Source organism: Amycolatopsis sp. NPDC034160 (assembly GCF_055575355.1).
The window spans coordinates 237,632-254,196 of sequence record NZ_JBVISU010000007.1 but is presented as its reverse complement, the minus strand read 5'-3'; the positions used below and the strand labels follow the sequence as shown (position 1 = coordinate 254,196).

Sequence of the window (16,565 nt, the reverse complement as noted above, 5' to 3'; positions counted from 1 at the left end):
CGGGCGTTCCTCACGGCACAAGTCTTCGAACGTGCCGAGTGCTCCGTATGCCCGCTGAAAGTCTTCAAACACAAGGGTTTCGTCACTTACGATCCACGGCAGCGAGGTAGTCCACGAGGATCTCCTTCCCGCGGAACTGACTCGTCCAACCGGTCGGCCGCCGGAATCGTCTTTCAGTGCCGATGGAGTCCTCGAGGGAGATTTTCATGGAGAACCGTTGCCCAGTCGCACTAGATGTCACCGGGGCCGACATCCACGGTGAAGCCGCCGCGCTGCGCAAGCAGGGGCCGGCGACCCAGGTGGAGCTTCCCGGTGGGGTCGTGGTGTGGTCGCTCAACAGCCATTCGGTGATCAAACGTGTGCTGTCCGACCCGCGGGTCACCAAGAGCGCCAGGAACCATTGGCCCGCCTTCATCAACGGGCAGATCCCGCCGGACTGGGAAATGATCAGCTGGATCGCGATGGACAACATGGTGACCGCGTACGGCAAGAACCACGTCCGGCTGCGCAAACTGGTCGGAAGCGCGTTCACCCGTCGCCGCACCGAAGCCATCAAGCCGAGGATCGCCGAACTCACGCAGGGGCTGGTCGCCGCACTGGAGGCGGTCCCCGCCGGGGAGATCGTCGACCTGCGCGAGCGGTTCGCCTACCCGCTGCCCGCGATGCTGGTCGCCGACCTGATCGGGATGTCGGACGACGCCAGGGTGAAGACCGCCAAGGTGATCGACATGATGGTCGACACCACGGTCACCCCCGAACAGGCGCAGGCGGTGCTGGCGGGCTGGCGCGGCGCGATGGCCGAACTGATCGCGGCCAAACGGGAAGAGCCAGCCGAAGACATCACCAGCGATCTGATCGCCGCGCGGGACGAGGACGGTTCGCGACTGTCCGAAGAGGAATTGACCGACACCATCTTCGCCATCCTGGGTGCCGGTTCGGAGACCACGATCAACTTCTTCGACAACGCCATCACCGCACTGCTCACCCATCCCGAACAGCGGGCGCTGGTGACCGGCGGGCAGATTTCCTGGGACGAGGTCATCGACGAGACCCTGCGGGTCGAGTCGCCGCTCGCGCATCTGCCCCTGCGGTACGCGGTGGAGGACATCGAACTCGACGGGGTCACGATTCCCCGTGGTGACGCGATCCTGGTCAACTACAGCGCGATCGGGCGGGATCCGGAGGTACACGGGGACACCGCCGGCGAGTTCGACATCACCAGGGAGAACAAGGAACACCTCTCGTTCGGGCACGGTCCGCACTTCTGCCTCGGCGCGGGAATCGCCCGTGCCGTCGCGACGATCGGTCTGTCCACTTTGTTCGAACGGTTCCCTGGCCTCTCCCTCGCCGTCGAACCCGGTGAACTCCGCCCACTGCCGACGTTCATCATGAACGGGCACCGGACGTTGCCCGTCCGCCTCGGCTGACGCCCCGCGCTGGGAGATACCCGGCGAGAGCCGTTTCCGGGAGGGGACACCGGAAACGGCTCCGCGGCCCGCCGGATCAGCTGGCGCGCAGGTAGCGCCGCGGCGATGCCGACGGCCGCCGGTCCATCAGGATGGCCAGCGCGTGGATCGCCCCCGAAAGTTCCCGCAGATCCTCGGTCATCAGGGCTTGCGGCCCGTCGCACAACGCCTCTTCCGGACGCGGGTGCACATCCACGAGAACCCCGTCGGAGCCCACCGCGATCGCGGCACGGCTCAGCGGCAGCACCAGGTCACGGCGACCGCCGGAATGCGACGGGTCGATCATCACGGGCAGATGCGAAAGGTGCTGGACCACCGGCACCGCGGAGACGTCCAGCGTGTTGCGGGTCGAGGTCTCGAAGGTGCGGATCCCGCGTTCGCACAGGACGATGTCGAGGCAGCCGCGCTGCGCGATGTATTCGGCGGCCATCAGCCATTCTTCGATGGTCGAATTCATCCCGCGTTTGAGCAGTACCGGTTTGCCTGCCCGCCCCGCTGCCTGCAACAGCGCGAAGTTCTGCATGTTGCGGGTGCCGATCTGCAGCATGTCGGCGTATTCGGCGACCATTTCGACGTCTTGCGGCGCGACGACCTCGGTGACCACCGGGAGCCCCGTCTCCGCCCGGACGTCGGCCAGGATGCGGAGTCCGCGTTCCCCGAGTCCTTGGAACGCGTAAGGCGACGTCCTCGGTTTGAACGCGCCGCCCCGCAACAGTGTCGCCCCGGCGTCCTTCGCCATCACAGCCGCTTCGAGGGTCTGCTCCGGCGATTCCACCGCGCACGGCCCGGCGATCAGGGTCATCGTGTGCGGTCCGATCGGGACGCCGCCGACCTCGACGGTCGACCGGCCCTCCGGCCGGTGCTCCCGGCTGACCAGCTTGTACTTCGCCGAAATCCTCGTCACCTTGGCGACGCCGGGACGGCTGGCGAGGTTCAGCGTCTCGAACTGGTCGACGTCGCCGATCAGCCCGATGATCGTCCTGCTCACCCCGCGGCTGACGAAGGCCTCGCCACCGGCGGATTCCACTTGGCTGACGATCGCCTCGACCTCGTCTTCGGTGGCGTCCGGCGTCATAACGATCACCATGGTGTCGTTCTCCTCTGGTCGGGGCATTTCGGAAACCGGTGCGGCGTAAGGCCTTTCCGGCACGAACATGGTGACTCCGGCAACCGGTGACCCACGTCCTCAAAGCTGCCGCAATCAGGGAGACGCGGCCGCGGGGCGGTACTGGGATCGTCGGAACAGGTTCACGCGAGGACCGGTGTCCTCCCGCTACCAGCCAACCTCGGTTCCACAGCTTGGAGGAAATGGTGTCGACCACCGAGAACCCGACTCGCGAACAGCTCGTCCAACGGGCCACCGATCTGGTGCCCACACTCCGGAAGCACGCGGCGTGGACGGAAGAAAACCGCCGCCTGCACGACGAGACGATCGAAGCCATCACCGAGGCCGGCCTGTTCCGGCTGCGGGTCCCCAAGCGGTATGGCGGCTTCGAAGCCGACACCCGCACGCTCGTCGAGGTGGCCGCGGAGCTCGGCCGTGCCGAGGGTTCCGCGGCGTGGACGACCGGGGTCAGCTGGATCACCAGCTGGATGACCGGCCTCTTCCCGGACGCGGTACAGGACGAGGTGTTCGCCCGGCCCGACATCCGGGTGTGCGGGACGCTGAGCCCGACGGCGATCGCGGCACCCACCGAGGGTGGCGTGGTCGTCAACGGCAAATGGGGCTTCATCAGCGGCGCGCGTCACGCGCACTGGCAGGTCGTCATCGCCGTCCTCGTCGAGGAGGGCGCGGAGCCGTACCCGGTCATGGGGGTGGTCCCGTTGACGGACCTGCTCATCGTCGACGACTGGCACACGACCGGCCTGCGTGGTTCGGGCAGCGTCAGTACGGTCGCGAAGGACCTTTTCATTCCGGCGGAGCGGATCATCAGCCTGCCCGCGGTCCTGCAGGGCCAGTACTCGTCGGTGACCAACGCCGGGCTGGAGATCTTCCGCGCGCCCCTGCTCCCGGTCGCCGCCGCGTCGTCGGTCGGCAGTGTCATCGGGCTCGGCCGCGCCGCGAAGGAGTCGTTCCTCAAGCGCTTGCCGAACCGGAAGATCACCTACACCGCCTACGACAGTCAGCGTGAAGCGCCGCTGACCCACCACCAGGTCGCCGACGCGACGCTGAAGCTCGACGAAGCCGAGTTCCACGCGACACGGCTGACGTCGCTCGTCGACGGCAAGGCGGCGGACGGCACCGAGTGGAAGCTCGAAGAGCGGGTCCAGGCGCGGGCCGACATGGGTGCGACGGTGCGGCGGAGCAAGGAGGCCATCGACATCTTCGCCGGCGCCAGTGGTGGATCGTCGATCTTCTCCGACGTCCCGATCCAGCGCATCGCCCGTGACATCCAGGCGGTCAACCTGCACGCGCTCATGCACCCCGACACCAACAACGAGCTGTACGGCCGCGTGTTGTGCGGGCTCGAGCCGAACACCCTCTACATCTGAAACCCGCCGACAGCGAGACCGGTCACGAAAGGGAAGAGTCCTGATGACGACCACTGAAACCGTCAAGGTCACCGACGCGGACAAGGCAGCCATCGCGGCGCTCACGCAGAAGGTGATCGCCGCCTGGGCGTATCACGACGCGGACGCCTTCGCCGACGTCTTCACCGAGGACGGCACGATGATCCTCGCCGGCAGCTACGCCGACGGCCGGGAAGCGATCCGGAAGTTCCTCAAGGACGCCTACGCCACCAACTACAAGGACACGCAGGTCACGGGGAAGCCGCTCAGCCTGCGGTTCCTTTCGCCTGACTCCGCGGTACTCCTGACGCAGGGCGGCGTGCTGTACAAGGGAGAGTCCGAGGTCGCCGACCACAACGCGATCCGTGCTTCGTGGACCGTCGTCCGCGACGGCGGCGAATGGCGCCTCGCCGCCTACCAGAACACCCCGCGCGACAAGTGATTGACGAGCGGGTGCCCGATTCGTGCTTGTCGAGAGCGGGTCGATCCTGATCGGGGTGTGGCGAGGTCGCGACGGTGAAGGAATCGGGACGTTGAGTGTCCTGCTTCCTTCACCGTCGATCCCGGCGTCTTGGAGGCCGACGTGGATGAGCGGGGAAGATTCCGGCCGTTGAACGTCCGGAATCGCCCCCACTCGGAGTCAGCCGGAAGTCGTGGCCGACCTTCCGTCGTCGCGGCACCCGCTGAACCGTCTCCCTCGCGCAGGACAGGCGCGGGGAGAGCCCGATCGGCGTCCAGAAATCGCCATATCCCGACTTTGCCGGGACCCTGACGCTCAAGGTGGGAACTCAACCTTCCACCTTCCTCAGTACATGATGGCGCGAGCGAGGGCACCGGAGCGCCGGATGTCCTGGCGTCCTCATGTCGCGCGGGCCAGTCGTCATCGGAATGCCCACGTCCATAAAGGAAGGGGGACGTTGAGTCTCCCGATTCCGTTATGGACGAACGACGACGGAACCGCACCCACCCGGTCAGGGAGCGTCCTCGCCATCCGCGCGGGGACGCTCCCTTTCTTCAGCTCGCCCGTCGTTCGGCCTGCACTCGCTCGGCTTCGATCCGGGCCGCGATATCGGCGCGCAGCGCTTTCTTGTCGACCTTCCCGACCGCCGTCATCGGCAGCGACGCGGCGTGGACCAGCCGCTCGGGAAACTTGAACGTCGCCACGCCCGCGGCTTCCATCATCTCGCGCAACCGGCCGAGGTCGAGTCGCTTCCCGGTGCTGTAGAGGCAGATCCGCTCGCCGAGGTCCGGGTCCGGCATGGCGACCGCCGCGGCGAGACCCACCCCGGCCCGATAGGCGAAGTTTTCGATCTCCTCGGCGGAGATCTTCTCGCCGCCGCGGTTGATGACGTCCTTCTCCCGTCCCTCGACGACGAGGTTCCCGTCCGGCCGCATGCGCACGATGTCGCCGGTGTTGTACCAGCCGTTCCGGAAGGCCGTCGCGTTCCGCTCTTCCGCCCGGTAATAGCCGCGGATGGTGTACGGGCCACGGGTGAACAGGATGCCCGGCTCGCCGTCGGCGACCGGTTCCCCGTCTTCCCCGAGCAGCATCAGCTCGTCGCCGGGGCAGATCGGTCTGCCTTGCGTCCGGCAGATGACCTCGGCCGGATCTCCCGGGCGGGTGAGGCACATCAGCCCTTCGCCCATCCCGTAGCCGTTCTGCAGCGTGCAGCCGAGCACGGGGCCGACCCGGCTCGCGATCTCGTCCGGGATCCGGGACCCGGACACCTGCATCAGTTCGAGTGAGCCGAGCTCGTGGGTGGAGTCGACGGCCCGGTGCTCAAGCCAGCGCTGGGCGATCGCCGGGACGAGCGAGGTCATCGTCACGCCCTCCGCTTCGATCAGCGGAAAATTCCGCTTGGGGGTCGGCGAACCGGTGACGACCACTCTGCCGCCGGCGAACAGCGAGGCGAGCACCCAGGTCATCGGGAAACCGTGTCCGAGCGGCAGGACCGCCAGATAGACCGTGTCGCGCCCGATTCCGCAGATCTCCGCGGCCCGCTTGACGAGGTAGGCGAAGTCGTTGTGGGTGCGGGCGATGAGTTTCGGTGCGCCGGTGGTCCCGCCGGACAGCAGGAAGAGCGCGACGTCCGTGCCGTCCGGCTCCGCGGGTTCGAAGACCTCGTCCTCAAGCGGACGCAGGAACGCCCGGAGGTTCAGACTTCCTTCCTCAAGTTCGTCCGCGGTCACCAGGACGTGTTCACAGGTCTCCGATTCACTGGCGACCTCGTGAGCCAGCGCCTGGTGATCGAACCCCTTGACCACACCGGAGGTGATGATCGCCCGCGCGCCGGCGTGTTCGGTGACCGTCGCGATCTCCTGTTTCCGGTGGCCCTGCAACGCCAGCACCGGGAGGACGCCGAGCCGGAGGCACGCCACCATCGTGACGACGAACTCCCAGCAGTTCGGCAACTGGAGCACCACCCGGTCGTCCGGGCGCAGCCCCAGCTCGCGCATTCTCGCGGCCGCGCCGTCCGCGAGGGACAGCAGTTCGCGATAGGTCAGCCGCAGACCGCGGTCGACCAGGCAGACCGCGTCCGGCGTCGCGGTGGCCGCCGATCGCAGGAACGAAGCGAGTGACCGGCCTTCCCAATAGCCGTGCGAGACGTACCTGGCGGCGAAATCCGGCGGCCAGGGAACGGTTCCTTCGGCACTTCTGTGTGGCATGCCGGTCCTCCATACGCTTGCGGCGACTCGATTTGACCGAACGATAAGTGCCCTGACCTGCTCAGACCCTCTTCTCGAATGCGAGGAGTCCACCTGCCGGCCGCGCCATGGGCGTGCAGGCAAAGCAGGAGATGCCAGTGCGGACGACGGCGGCAAAAGATGGCCTGGTCGGAGTTCCCGGCTGTGGCGAACGAGCCCGCGCTCCGCAGGCGACGCCAACGTGACCGGGTCGTATTGCGAAGAGGAGCAGGGACTTGAGCCAGGACGTGCAATTCACAGACGCGGTGGCCGTCGTCGGCATGAGCTGCCGGTTCGCCCCTGACCTCGACTCTCCGGACAGGTTGTGGGAGTTCCTTGTCGACGGACGCGATTCCGTGCGCGAGATGCCGGAGAAAAGATGGTCGTCTTACGCGGCGGCCAGTCCACAGGCGACCAACATCCTCCGGAAGACCACCCGCAAGGGCGCATTCCTCGACGACATCGAGGGATTCGACGCCGACTTCTTCGGTATTTCCCCGCGTGAAGCCGATTTCCTCGATCCGCAGCAGCGCATCGTGCTGGAGCTGGCTTGGGAGGCGCTGGTCACCGCCGGGCTGCCGCCGCATCTCCTGCGCGGTTCGGAAACCGGCGTCTTCGTCGCCGCGAATTCCAACGACTACGGGCGACGGCTGCTGGAAGACGTCGGCCGCACAGGCGCCTACGCGGTCAACGGCACGACTTACTACGGCATCGCCAACCGCATCTCGTATTTCCTCGACCTGCGCGGTCCGAGCCTCGCCGTCGACACCGCGTGCGCGGGCTCGCTCACCGCGTTGCACCTCGCCTGCCAGAGCCTGCGGATCGGCGAAACGCCGGTCGCGATCGTCGGCGGCGTCAACATCATGGCGAGCCCCACGCTCAACATCGCGCTCGAAGCCGCCGGGGCGCTGGCACCGGACGGGAAGTCCAAGGCGTTCGACAAGAACGCCGACGGATACGGCCGTGGCGAAGGTGCCGGTGTCGTCGTGCTCAAACGACTGTCGGACGCGCGCCGCGACGGTGACGAGGTGCTGGCGATCGTGGCGGGCAGCGGAGTGTTCCAGGACGGCAAGTCCGACGGCATGATGGCGCCGAACGGTGAAGCGCAGGAACACATGTTGCGCCAGGCCTACCGCCGGGCCGGGATCGCGCCGGAGTCGGTCGGCTACGTCGAGGCCCACGGCACCGGTACCCCGGTCGGGGACCGGGAGGAGGCCCTCGCGCTGGCGGCGGTGTTCGGCGGCGCGAACAGGATCGACGATCCTTGCCTGATCGGTTCGGTGAAGCCGAACATCGGGCATGTCGAGGCGGGCTCCGGGATCGCCGGGGTGATCAAGGCGATTCTCGCCCTGCGCAACGAAGAAATCCCGCCGAGCCTGCACGACGAGCCGAACCCCGATTTCGACTGGGCCGGTTCCGGGCTGCGGCTGGTGGACGGCCGCCAGGCCTGGCCGCGTGGCGAACAGCCGCGTATCGCCGGTGTTTCCAGCTATGGCGTCGGTGGGTCCATCGCCCACGTGATCCTGAAGGAGGCCCCCGTCGCCGTGCCCGAGGCGCTGAAGGGTGCCACCGCGGAACTGGGCACGTCGGTGTTCCCGCTGTCCGCGGCTTCCGACGGGGGAGTGCGGGCGCTCGCCGCGACCACGGCGGATTGGCTGGCCGCGAACCCCGGTGTCTCCCTCGCCGCGGTCGGGAGCACGCTCTCCCGGCGGCGTTCCCACCTCGCGCAGCGCGCGGCGGTCGTGGCGGATTCCACCACCGAACTCGCGGAGCGGTTGCGCGCGCTCGCCGACGGACGGCCCGCGCCCGGTGTCGTCAAGGGACGGGTGCCGTCGGCCGCGGACGGCAAGGTCGTCTGGGTGTTCTCCGGGCACGGCGCGCAGTGGTCCGGCATGGGCAGGCAGCTGCTCGTCGAGGAGCCCGTTTTCGCCGAAGCGATCGACTCCCTCGCCGACGTGTTCCGCGCCGAACTCGGCTGGACCCCACGTGAGGCCATTGTGGACGGTGGGCCGTGGAGCGCCTCACACGTCCAGGCGATGACCTTCGCGATCCAGATCGGTCTCGCCGCGGTCTGGCGCCGCCACGGCGCCGAGCCGGCCGCGGTGCTCGGCCATTCCGTCGGCGAGATCGCGGCCGCGGTCGTGGCGGGCGCGTTGGATGTCCAGGAAGCGGCCCGGTTCGTCTGCCGCCGAGCGGCGGCACTGCAGCCGCTCGCCGGTCGGGGCGGGATGGCCATGGCGGGTCTGGCGTTCGACGAGGTCGAGCGGCGGCTGGCCGGACGCGCCGGTGTCGAAGCCGCCATTTCCGCCAGCCCCGGCTCGACCGTCGTCTCCGGCGACCACGCCGAGGTCGAACTGATCGCCGGGGAATGGAAGGCGGACGGGATCGGGATCTGGACGGTCGACACGGACATCGCCTTCCACAGCGCGCACGTCGACGAGGTCGTCGCGGACGTGGCCGCCGCGGCCGCTGAGCTGACCCCGCGCACCCCCGCCGTGCCGCTCTACAGCACGGCGCTCACCGACACCCGGTCGACGGCTCCCCGTGACACCGACTACTGGGTGGCGAATCTCCGGCAGCCGGTCCGCTGCGCGGAGGCCGTGACGGCGGCGATCGAGGACGGCTACCGGTTGTTCCTCGAAGTGTCGTCACATCCCGTGGTCACCCACTCGATCAAGGAGACGCTCGACCACCTCGGTGCCGAGGAGGCGAAGGTCGCCTTCACCATGCGGCGCAACCAGGACGAGGTCAGCACCCTGCTGACGAACTTCGCCGAGCTGCACTGCGAAGGCGCGGACTTCGACTGGACGGCCGAGCATCCGGACGCCCCGCTGCTCGCCCTTCCTCCCGTGGCCTGGCAGCACCGTCCTTATTGGATCTTCGGCGACGAGGCCGTCGGGTCGAGTGGCGTCGGCGGCGGGCACGATCCGGAGAAGCACAGCCTCCTCGGCGGGAAGATGGCCGTCAGCGGCTCGCCCGCGAGGGTGGTGTGGCAGACCTATCTGGACATGGACTGCCGTCCGTATCCGCTCAGCCACGAGGTGGTCGGGGTCGAGATCACGCCGGCGGCGTCGATCATCAACACGTTCGCCGAAGCGGCGGTCCGCGACGGCAAACAGGCGGCGATCACCGACATCGTGCTGCGCACACCGCTTTCCGTCGTCCCGCCGCGGGTCGTGCAGATCGTGTCTTCGGAGAACACCCTCCGGCTTTCCACCCGCCTCGCCGAAGACGGCGGCGCCGGTGAGGAACACGAGTGGATCACCCACACCACGGCCGCGGTCGAACCCGGCGTGCGCGTCACCGAAGGCACGATCGACACCGCGGATCTTCGTGACCGGCTGCCGGAGTGGTCGTGGGAGAAGGTCGACACGATGTTCCGCCGGATGGGTGTCGGTGGTTACGCGTTCCCGTGGGACCTCGACGAACTGCGCCGCACGGACTCCGAACAGCTCGCCGTGATGACCATCGAGCCGGACGCCCCGCACGCGGCCAGCTGGGCGCACGTGATCGACGGCGCGCTGACCATCAGCGCGGTCGTGGTGACCCCCGAGGACGCCCCGGTGCTGTGGATGTCGAGGTCGATCGAAAAGGTCGTCTTCGACGGCGTCCCGCCCGCGAAGATCGTCGTGCACAGCCGCCGGTCGCCGCGTTCCCCGCGGGACACCACCGACGTGCTGGTCGCCGACGAGACCGGCCGGATCGTCTGCGAGGTCACCGGACTGCGGTTCGCGGCGGTGGAACATCTCGGCGCCGCCGCGGCGGGCCCGCGGGACCTCGTCCACGAGATCGCGTGGAAAGCGTTGGAGCTCCCGGAAACCAGCCATGACCTCCGGCAGATCCTCCTGGTCGGCGACCCCTCGCTGACCGGTACCCTCGCCGCGCGGTTCGAAGCGCTCGGCGTGCCGACGGCGCGGGTCTGCGAGCCGAATCCGCACGTCGACCAGCCGCGGGACTGCGACTGCACCGCCGATTTCGGCGAGCAGCTGCTGTCGGAGCCGGGTGCGGTCGTGGTCGCGCCCTCGCTCATCCGCGAAGGTGAGACACTCGAAACCGCGACCGAACGGGCGAGCTGGGCGGTGATCCGGACCGTTCAGCGGATCAGCGAGATCGCGTCGATCGCCGGCGAGGAGTTCCCGGCGCAGCAGGTCTGGGCGCTTTCGCGTGGCGTGCGCGAGGCCGGGGACGAGGCAGCGCTCGCGCACGGGCCGCTCTGGGGTATCGCGCGGATCGCCGCCGGTGAACGCCCGGAACTGTGGGGTGGCGCGATCGATGTCGACGAGGTGGGCGAGGACACCGCCGACCGGCTGCTCGAGCTGCTCCGGCACGCGGGCGGCACCGAAGACGTCATTTCGCTGACCGGCGGCGCCACCGAGGTCGCCCGCTTGACCACCATCGAGCGGCCGTCCGACGGAGCGAGCCTCCAATGCCGGGCCACCGGCACCTACCTGATCACCGGCGGTCTCGGCGGTCTCGGTCTCGAAGTCGCGCAGTGGCTCGCCGACCGCGGTGCCCGTCGCCTCCTGCTGGCGGGACGGCGCGGACTGCCGCCCCGCGCGGAATGGGAAGGCGTCACGGACCCGCAGACGAGGCACCAGATCGACAGTGTGCTCTCCCTCGAGGCGGCTGGGGTCACGGTCCGCGCCGTCTCGGTGGACATCACCGACGAAGGCGACGTCGCCAGGGCGCTCGACCCGGCCGCACACGGTCTCCCGCCCATTCGCGGCGTCATCCACGCCGCCGGTGTCGTCAACGACGCACTGATGGACAAGGTGGACCTGGACGGCCTGCGCGACGTGCTCGCCCCGAAGGCGCGAGGCGGGTTGGTGCTGCACCGGCAGTTCCCGCCGGGGACGCTGGACTTCTTCGTCCTGTTCTCCTCCTGTGGCCAGTTCGCCCGGCTCACCGGGCAGACCGCCTACGCGGCGGCGAACTCGTTCCTCGACGCGCTGGCCGCGCACCGCAACGCCGGCGGCCACACCGAGACCACCAGCATCGGCTGGACGTCGTGGCTCGGTGTCGGGATGTCGGAAAGCATCGCCAGCACCATGTTCGAGGCCAACGCCCGCGGCCTCGAAGCGATCACCGCGTCCGAGGCGTTCCGCGCCTGGGCGTTCGCCGAGCGATACGACACGCCTTACCAGGCGGTTCTGCGGGTTCTGCCGCTGCCGGCGCGCACCACGCGGGTACCGATGTTCCGGGATCTGGCCGCCATCGACGCCGATGCGGGCGAAGCCGACAACGGGGTGGACGTCGACTGGTCGAGCCTGCCGAAGGAGGAGGCTCACGAGCTGATCACCAAGGAGGTCCGGGAACAGGTCGGTGCCGAGCTGAACCTGGCCGCCGAAGACGTCGACCTCCGGCGTCCGCTGGTCGAACTGGGTGTCGACTCGGTGATGACCGTCGGTCTCCGTGTCCGGTTGAGCCGCCGTTTCGGGCTCGACCTGCCGCCGACGATCCTGTGGGCGAAGCCGACGGTCGCCGCGCTCTCCGCGCACCTCACGGAGATTCTGCGGGAACCCGAAGCCGCCTGATCCAGGTGCCGTGAAGGCCCCTTCCCTCGGCTCAGTCGAGGGAAGGGGCCTTCACGGACCTACTTGTCTTGAGACACAACGAAGGGAGCCTCCCTCGCGAATGACGCGAGGGAGGCTCCCTTCGTGACGTGAGGCTCGTCAGGGCTTTCTGGCCGTGATCGCCCCATTGGCCCCCGGCGCCCGGAATCGCACCGTGCGGATGTCTTCGAAGCCCGCGGCACTCAGCCATTCGTGGTACTCGGCGGCCGTGTAGTTGCGTCCCCAGGTTCCGACCAGCATGGCCATGCTCATCAGCGCCGCGTCGGCCGGACCGGCCTTGTCGTCATCGACCAGCAGCTCGGACACGACCAGCCGCCCACCGCTCGGCAGCGCCCGATGACATTTGGCCAGCAGCGAGGCGTTACTGGCCTCGTCCCAGTCGTGCAGGATCATGGAGAGCAGGATCGCGTCGTGCCCCGACGGCAGTTCCGCGTCCTGAAGGAAGTCACCGGCGCGCAGACTGATCCGATCGGACAGTTTCGAATCCTCGATCCTGTCCACTGTGTACTCACAGACGAAGGGCAGGTCGAAGATCGTGGTGTGCAGATCGGGGTAGCGCCGGCACAATTCGATCGCGAAGGCGCCGCCTCCGCCGCCGACGTCGAGCAGGCTGGACGTCTCGCCGAAATCGACCTCGGCCGCGAGCACCCGGGCGGTACCGGCGGAAAGCGGGTACAGGCCGTCCCAGAAGATCCTCGGTCGCGCCTGCTCTTCGAAGATTTCCTGCTGTTCACCGGAAAGCAGCCTGGACGGCCGGTTCGCCCGGACCACGTCGGTGACCCGCATCCAGCCGGGATTGGCGTACTGGCCGAGCATCCTGATGTAGTCGCCGAAGTAGTCAGGTTTTCCCTTGACCAGATAAGCCTCGGCGACCGGCGTGTTGCGGAAGCGGCCGCTGTCGGTCTCCAGCAGGTCGAGTGCGGCGCACGCGGTGAGCAGGATCTCCGCCGGTCGTTCGGCGATCCCGGTCCCCGCCGCGACCTCGGCCGCGGTCGCGCTCCCGCCGGACAGGAAGGTGAACAGGCCGAGGTCTTCGGCGGCGACCAGCGTCTGCGAAGCCCACAGGCCACTGGTCAGCCGGACCAGACCGTCGAGGGCGGGTCGAGTTTCCACTTGTTTCCCCTTTTAGCTGGTTTCGAATTTGACCGGGACCTGTTCGAACACGATGTGCCTGCCGTTTTCGAAGTGGCGGGCCGGTTCTGCGGTGAGGTGGTAGACGGGATGCCGCGCCAGTTCGCCCAGGACGGTCCTGAGCTCCAGCCTCGCCAGGTGCGCGCCCATGCAATGGTGGATGCCGAACCCGAAACTGAGGTGCTGGTGTGAATTCCCGCGGTCGAGGGAAAAGGTGTCCGGGTCGGGGAATTTCCCCGGATCACGATTCGCCGCGTCCAGGAGGAAGACCACCCGGGAGCCGCGAGGGATGGCGGTCCCGGCGATCGTCACGTCGCGGGTGGTGACGCGGGTGAACCGATCGGTGGGGCACCACCGGCGCAGGGTCTCGTCTGCCGCGACCGGCATGAGCGCCGGTTCGGCTTTGAGCCGTTCCTGGAGATGGGGATTTCCGCCGAGATACCACAGCATCCGGCTGATCGTGTTCATCGTGGTCTCATGGCCGGCGATGCAATACGAGACGATGATCGACTGAAGGGCTTCCTCGGCGAGCGGCTCGCCGTTCACTTCGAGCCCGGCCAACCGCGACAGGTAGGAATCCCCCGGCTCTTCCGTCGCCCGCCGGACTTCTTCCGAGACAAGCTGGCGGAACTCCGACCAGAAATCGGTCATGTCGGGGTTCTTCGAAAGCCGTGCCCACAGCGTGGTGGTGAGTTCACGGATCTGGTGCTGTGCCGACTCCGACAATCCGAGCGCGATCGCGAGCACGCCGATCGCGAGTGGCTTCGACACCTCTCCGGTGAAATCCCCGTGTCCACGATCGACCATCGGTTCGATCATGCGGGCGGTGAGTTCGACGACGGCGGATTCGAGGTTCCGCACTTTTTCCTGCTGCAGCGGCGGCGACATCAGCTTGCGGCGAGCGCGGTGCTCCGGCGGGTCGAAGTCGATCGGCGAGAATTTCGGCGTCCCCGCCGCACGGGGGAAGAAGACGCCACTGCCGGAACTGTACGTCTCGTGGTTTTTGAAGGCCGCCTTGATGTGCTCGTAACGGGACAGGATCCACATGCCCCCATGCGCTTCGGAATAGGTGACACCCTCGTTCTTCCCGATCTCGCGGTTGACGATTTCCGCGATGTCGGGGGTGTACTCGGGATCGTGGTAATCGAATCGCCGGGTGAGCCGGTCGATGAGCTCTTGTCGCGTCGACGTCATTCTTCCGCCCTCAGAGGTAAGAACCCGGCGTCGGCCACCGCCTCGACGGTCTCGTCCAACGGCTTGTCGTTCTTCGGTACGCCGCCGCGTTGCGGGCTTCATCGTCACATCGCGGTCCGTGCGGGCTCATCTCGCTGATTGCCGTGTCCGCACGGCCGTGATCTCGATCTTCTTCCGCTGACGGCGTCAGTTGATCACCGACTACCAGTCCGGCGCGAGTCGGTTCGGTATCACCCGGCATGAGGATTCCATACCGGTCGGCCGCGGCGATGTACCGGCGCTGTACCCCTACCGGTCACCATTCCGACGTCGTCGACGTTCGGAGAATCACGATGAAACACACCAATACCGTTTTACGTCAGGCTGTGCTGTATTCCGTTTCGGGCGGGGTGCTGACGGTCGTTTTCGGTGTGCTGGGTGCCGCCGCGGCACATGCGGCCACCGAGCCGGGCGGGTCGCCTAGTCAGCAGAACGCCGAAAAAGTGGCGATGAACAAGGCGAAAGCCGCGAAGGCCAAGGATTCCCAGCCGGTGCAGGCGAAACCGAAGGCCGAGCCGAAGCCGCGGCAGGAGTCCAGCGGGAAGACGAAGGGCGATGAGGCGAAGAAGAGTCAGGGCCGGGCTCGGCAGGAGCAGAAGGAGAACTTCGATTCAGCCGACGTGAAGCCGAGGGCGGAGCAGGAAAGCGAGAAGAACCCGAAAGCCGAGGACCAGCACAAGCGGGATGAGCAAGCGCAGCGGAGTCCGGGTCGGGCTCGCCAGGAGCAGGAGGAGAAGGACTTCGGTTCGCCGCAGCGTGGTGAGACCGTCCTGACTCCTCAGCAGCAGCGGGGTGAGGAGGCGCAGCGGAATCCGGGGCGTGCCAGGCAAGCTCAGAAGGAACTCAATTTCGGTGTCATACAGCGTGGTGAGGAAGGACGTGCGCTGGAGAGTCTGAAGGGTGCTGTGCAGCGGGAGAGGGGTGAGGCGGCGCGGAAGAGTCCGGCTAGGGCTCGGCAAGCTCAGAAGGAACTCAGATTCGGTGTCATACAGCGTGGTGAGGAAGGACGTGCGCTGGAGAGTCTGAAGGGTGCCGTGCAGCGGGAGAGAGGTGAGGCGGCGCGGAAGAGTCCGGCTAGGGCTCGGCAAGCTCAGAAGGAGGGGAAGTTCGGCACCCCTCAGCGTGGCGAGGTGGTCCCCGTCGGCACTACCGGCACCAAGGGCACTGCCCAGGTGATGCCTATGAATGCCCTCGCCGTACCCAAGGGACTGGGCTGGTTCGATGACGACGGCGATGGAACGAAGCCGATCAGGATCTTCCCGGGGGTGTGCGACACCGAGGCTTGTGACCGGACGATGTGGGAGCTCATCAAGCGGAGCCCGCGTCTCGTCGATCTGGGGCCGGACGCTGACGGCGAGGCGATCGAACCGGACGGCAAGGGTGGTTTCGGCGGCTACAAGGGCTATGCCTACGCCGTGCGGAACGAAGTGGTCACCCCGAGCGGCCAGGTGATCGGCAGGAACAACATCGGCGCGGACGGCAAGCTCGAAGGCGGGATCTCGATCAAGGACGGCATCAAGGGCAGCGCCGAGGGTTTCGTCGGCTACCGCGGCACCGGTCCGGAGGTGGACGAGAACGTGGGCGCGGTCGAGGTGTCCGGTGAGCAGGGAACATCGGTCGGTCTCTCCGCGAACCTCGAAGCCGGGATTTCCCCGAAGGAGGGCTTCAAGCTCGGCGCCGGGACCAAGGTGGCATGGACGAACGCGTTGCCGGCGGCCGAGTGGAACCTGGGGCCGGTCACCATCAAGGCCGAGCCGGAGGCATGGGTCGGGCTGGGCGGTGAGGCGGAGGTCGGGTTGAGCGAGACCGACGACCGCCGGGTCCATTTCAAGGGCAAGGTCGGGGCTGCCACGGCCGGTGGCGGCTCGTTGGGCCTGGACGTCTCCGTGCCAGGAGTGGATGAGAACTTCGCCAACCTCGTGAAGAAGGCCTATGAGGACAGTCCTAATCCCCTCGGCTATTGATC

Annotated in this window: 9 protein-coding genes; 5 read left to right on the top strand and 4 right to left on the bottom strand. The window is 67.6% G+C overall.

The genetic code is table 11. From position 1 onward, the window contains the following. Positions 1–206: 206 nt before the first annotated feature. Positions 207–1,427, top strand: coding sequence for a cytochrome P450 family protein (locus tag ACZ54P_RS17555; RefSeq protein ID WP_465462565.1), 1,221 nt, complete (start codon positions 207–209; stop codon positions 1,425–1,427). Positions 1,428–1,503: 76 nt separating this feature from the next. Here ACZ54P_RS17555 and aroF read toward each other — a convergent pair whose 3' ends face one another. Next, positions 1,504–2,553 (bottom strand): 3-deoxy-7-phosphoheptulonate synthase, encoded by a 1,050-nt coding sequence (gene aroF, locus ACZ54P_RS17550; protein ID WP_465462564.1) that lies wholly within the window; start codon positions 2,551–2,553, stop codon positions 1,504–1,506. A 224-nt stretch (positions 2,554–2,777) separates the two neighbouring features. Here aroF and ACZ54P_RS17545 point away from each other — a divergent pair, with 224 nt between their 5' ends. Next, the gene (locus ACZ54P_RS17545) at positions 2,778–3,959 is read left to right on the top strand and encodes an acyl-CoA dehydrogenase family protein (RefSeq protein WP_465462630.1); all 1,182 of its coding nucleotides are present in this window, start codon (positions 2,778–2,780) and stop codon (positions 3,957–3,959) included. Positions 3,960–4,002: 43 nt separating this feature from the next. Continuing rightward, positions 4,003–4,419 (top strand): SgcJ/EcaC family oxidoreductase, encoded by a 417-nt coding sequence (locus tag ACZ54P_RS17540; protein ID WP_465462563.1) that lies wholly within the window; start codon positions 4,003–4,005, stop codon positions 4,417–4,419. 572 nt (positions 4,420–4,991) lie between these two features. Here the strand turns inward: ACZ54P_RS17540 and ACZ54P_RS17535 are convergent. Continuing rightward, complete coding sequence (locus ACZ54P_RS17535) at positions 4,992–6,644, bottom strand: (2,3-dihydroxybenzoyl)adenylate synthase (RefSeq protein ID WP_465462562.1); 1,653 nt, start codon at positions 6,642–6,644, stop codon at positions 4,992–4,994. 254 nt (positions 6,645–6,898) lie between these two features. Between ACZ54P_RS17535 and ACZ54P_RS17530 the strand changes: the two genes are divergently transcribed. Then, positions 6,899–12,196, top strand: a complete 5,298-nt coding sequence (locus ACZ54P_RS17530) for a type I polyketide synthase (RefSeq protein WP_465462561.1) — start codon at positions 6,899–6,901, stop codon at positions 12,194–12,196. A 138-nt stretch (positions 12,197–12,334) separates the two neighbouring features. Here the strand turns inward: ACZ54P_RS17530 and ACZ54P_RS17525 are convergent, their stop codons facing one another. Together ACZ54P_RS17525 and ACZ54P_RS17520 are read right to left on the bottom strand one after the other, a co-directional pair. Then, on the bottom strand, positions 12,335–13,348 hold the full coding sequence (locus ACZ54P_RS17525; RefSeq protein WP_465462560.1) for a methyltransferase: 1,014 nt from the start codon (positions 13,346–13,348) through the stop codon (positions 12,335–12,337). A 12-nt stretch (positions 13,349–13,360) separates the two neighbouring features. Beyond that, positions 13,361–14,560, bottom strand: coding sequence for a cytochrome P450 (locus ACZ54P_RS17520; protein WP_465462559.1), 1,200 nt, complete (start codon positions 14,558–14,560; stop codon positions 13,361–13,363). Between the two features lie 332 nt (positions 14,561–14,892). Here ACZ54P_RS17520 and ACZ54P_RS17515 point away from each other — a divergent pair, with 332 nt between their 5' ends. Further along, positions 14,893–16,563: a hypothetical protein gene (locus tag ACZ54P_RS17515; protein ID WP_465462558.1), complete on the top strand. Its 1,671-nt coding sequence runs from the start codon at positions 14,893–14,895 to the stop codon at positions 16,561–16,563. Positions 16,564–16,565 lie beyond the last annotated feature (2 nt).

What these genes read in the sequence shown, in the direction of transcription:
- ACZ54P_RS17520 (WP_465462559.1), bottom strand. Translation starts at nt 14,560, where the DNA reads ATGACGTCGACGCGACAAGAGCTCATCGACCGGCTCACCCGGCGATTC.
- ACZ54P_RS17535 (WP_465462562.1), bottom strand. Translation starts at nt 6,644, where the DNA reads ATGCCACACAGAAGTGCCGAAGGAACCGTTCCCTGGCCGCCGGATTTC.
- ACZ54P_RS17555 (WP_465462565.1), top strand. Translation starts at nt 207, where the DNA reads ATGGAGAACCGTTGCCCAGTCGCACTAGATGTCACCGGGGCCGACATC.
- ACZ54P_RS17540 (WP_465462563.1), top strand. Translation starts at nt 4,003, where the DNA reads ATGACGACCACTGAAACCGTCAAGGTCACCGACGCGGACAAGGCAGCC.
- ACZ54P_RS17515 (WP_465462558.1), top strand. Translation starts at nt 14,893, where the DNA reads ATGAAACACACCAATACCGTTTTACGTCAGGCTGTGCTGTATTCCGTT.
- aroF (WP_465462564.1), bottom strand. Translation starts at nt 2,553, where the DNA reads ATGGTGATCGTTATGACGCCGGACGCCACCGAAGACGAGGTCGAGGCG.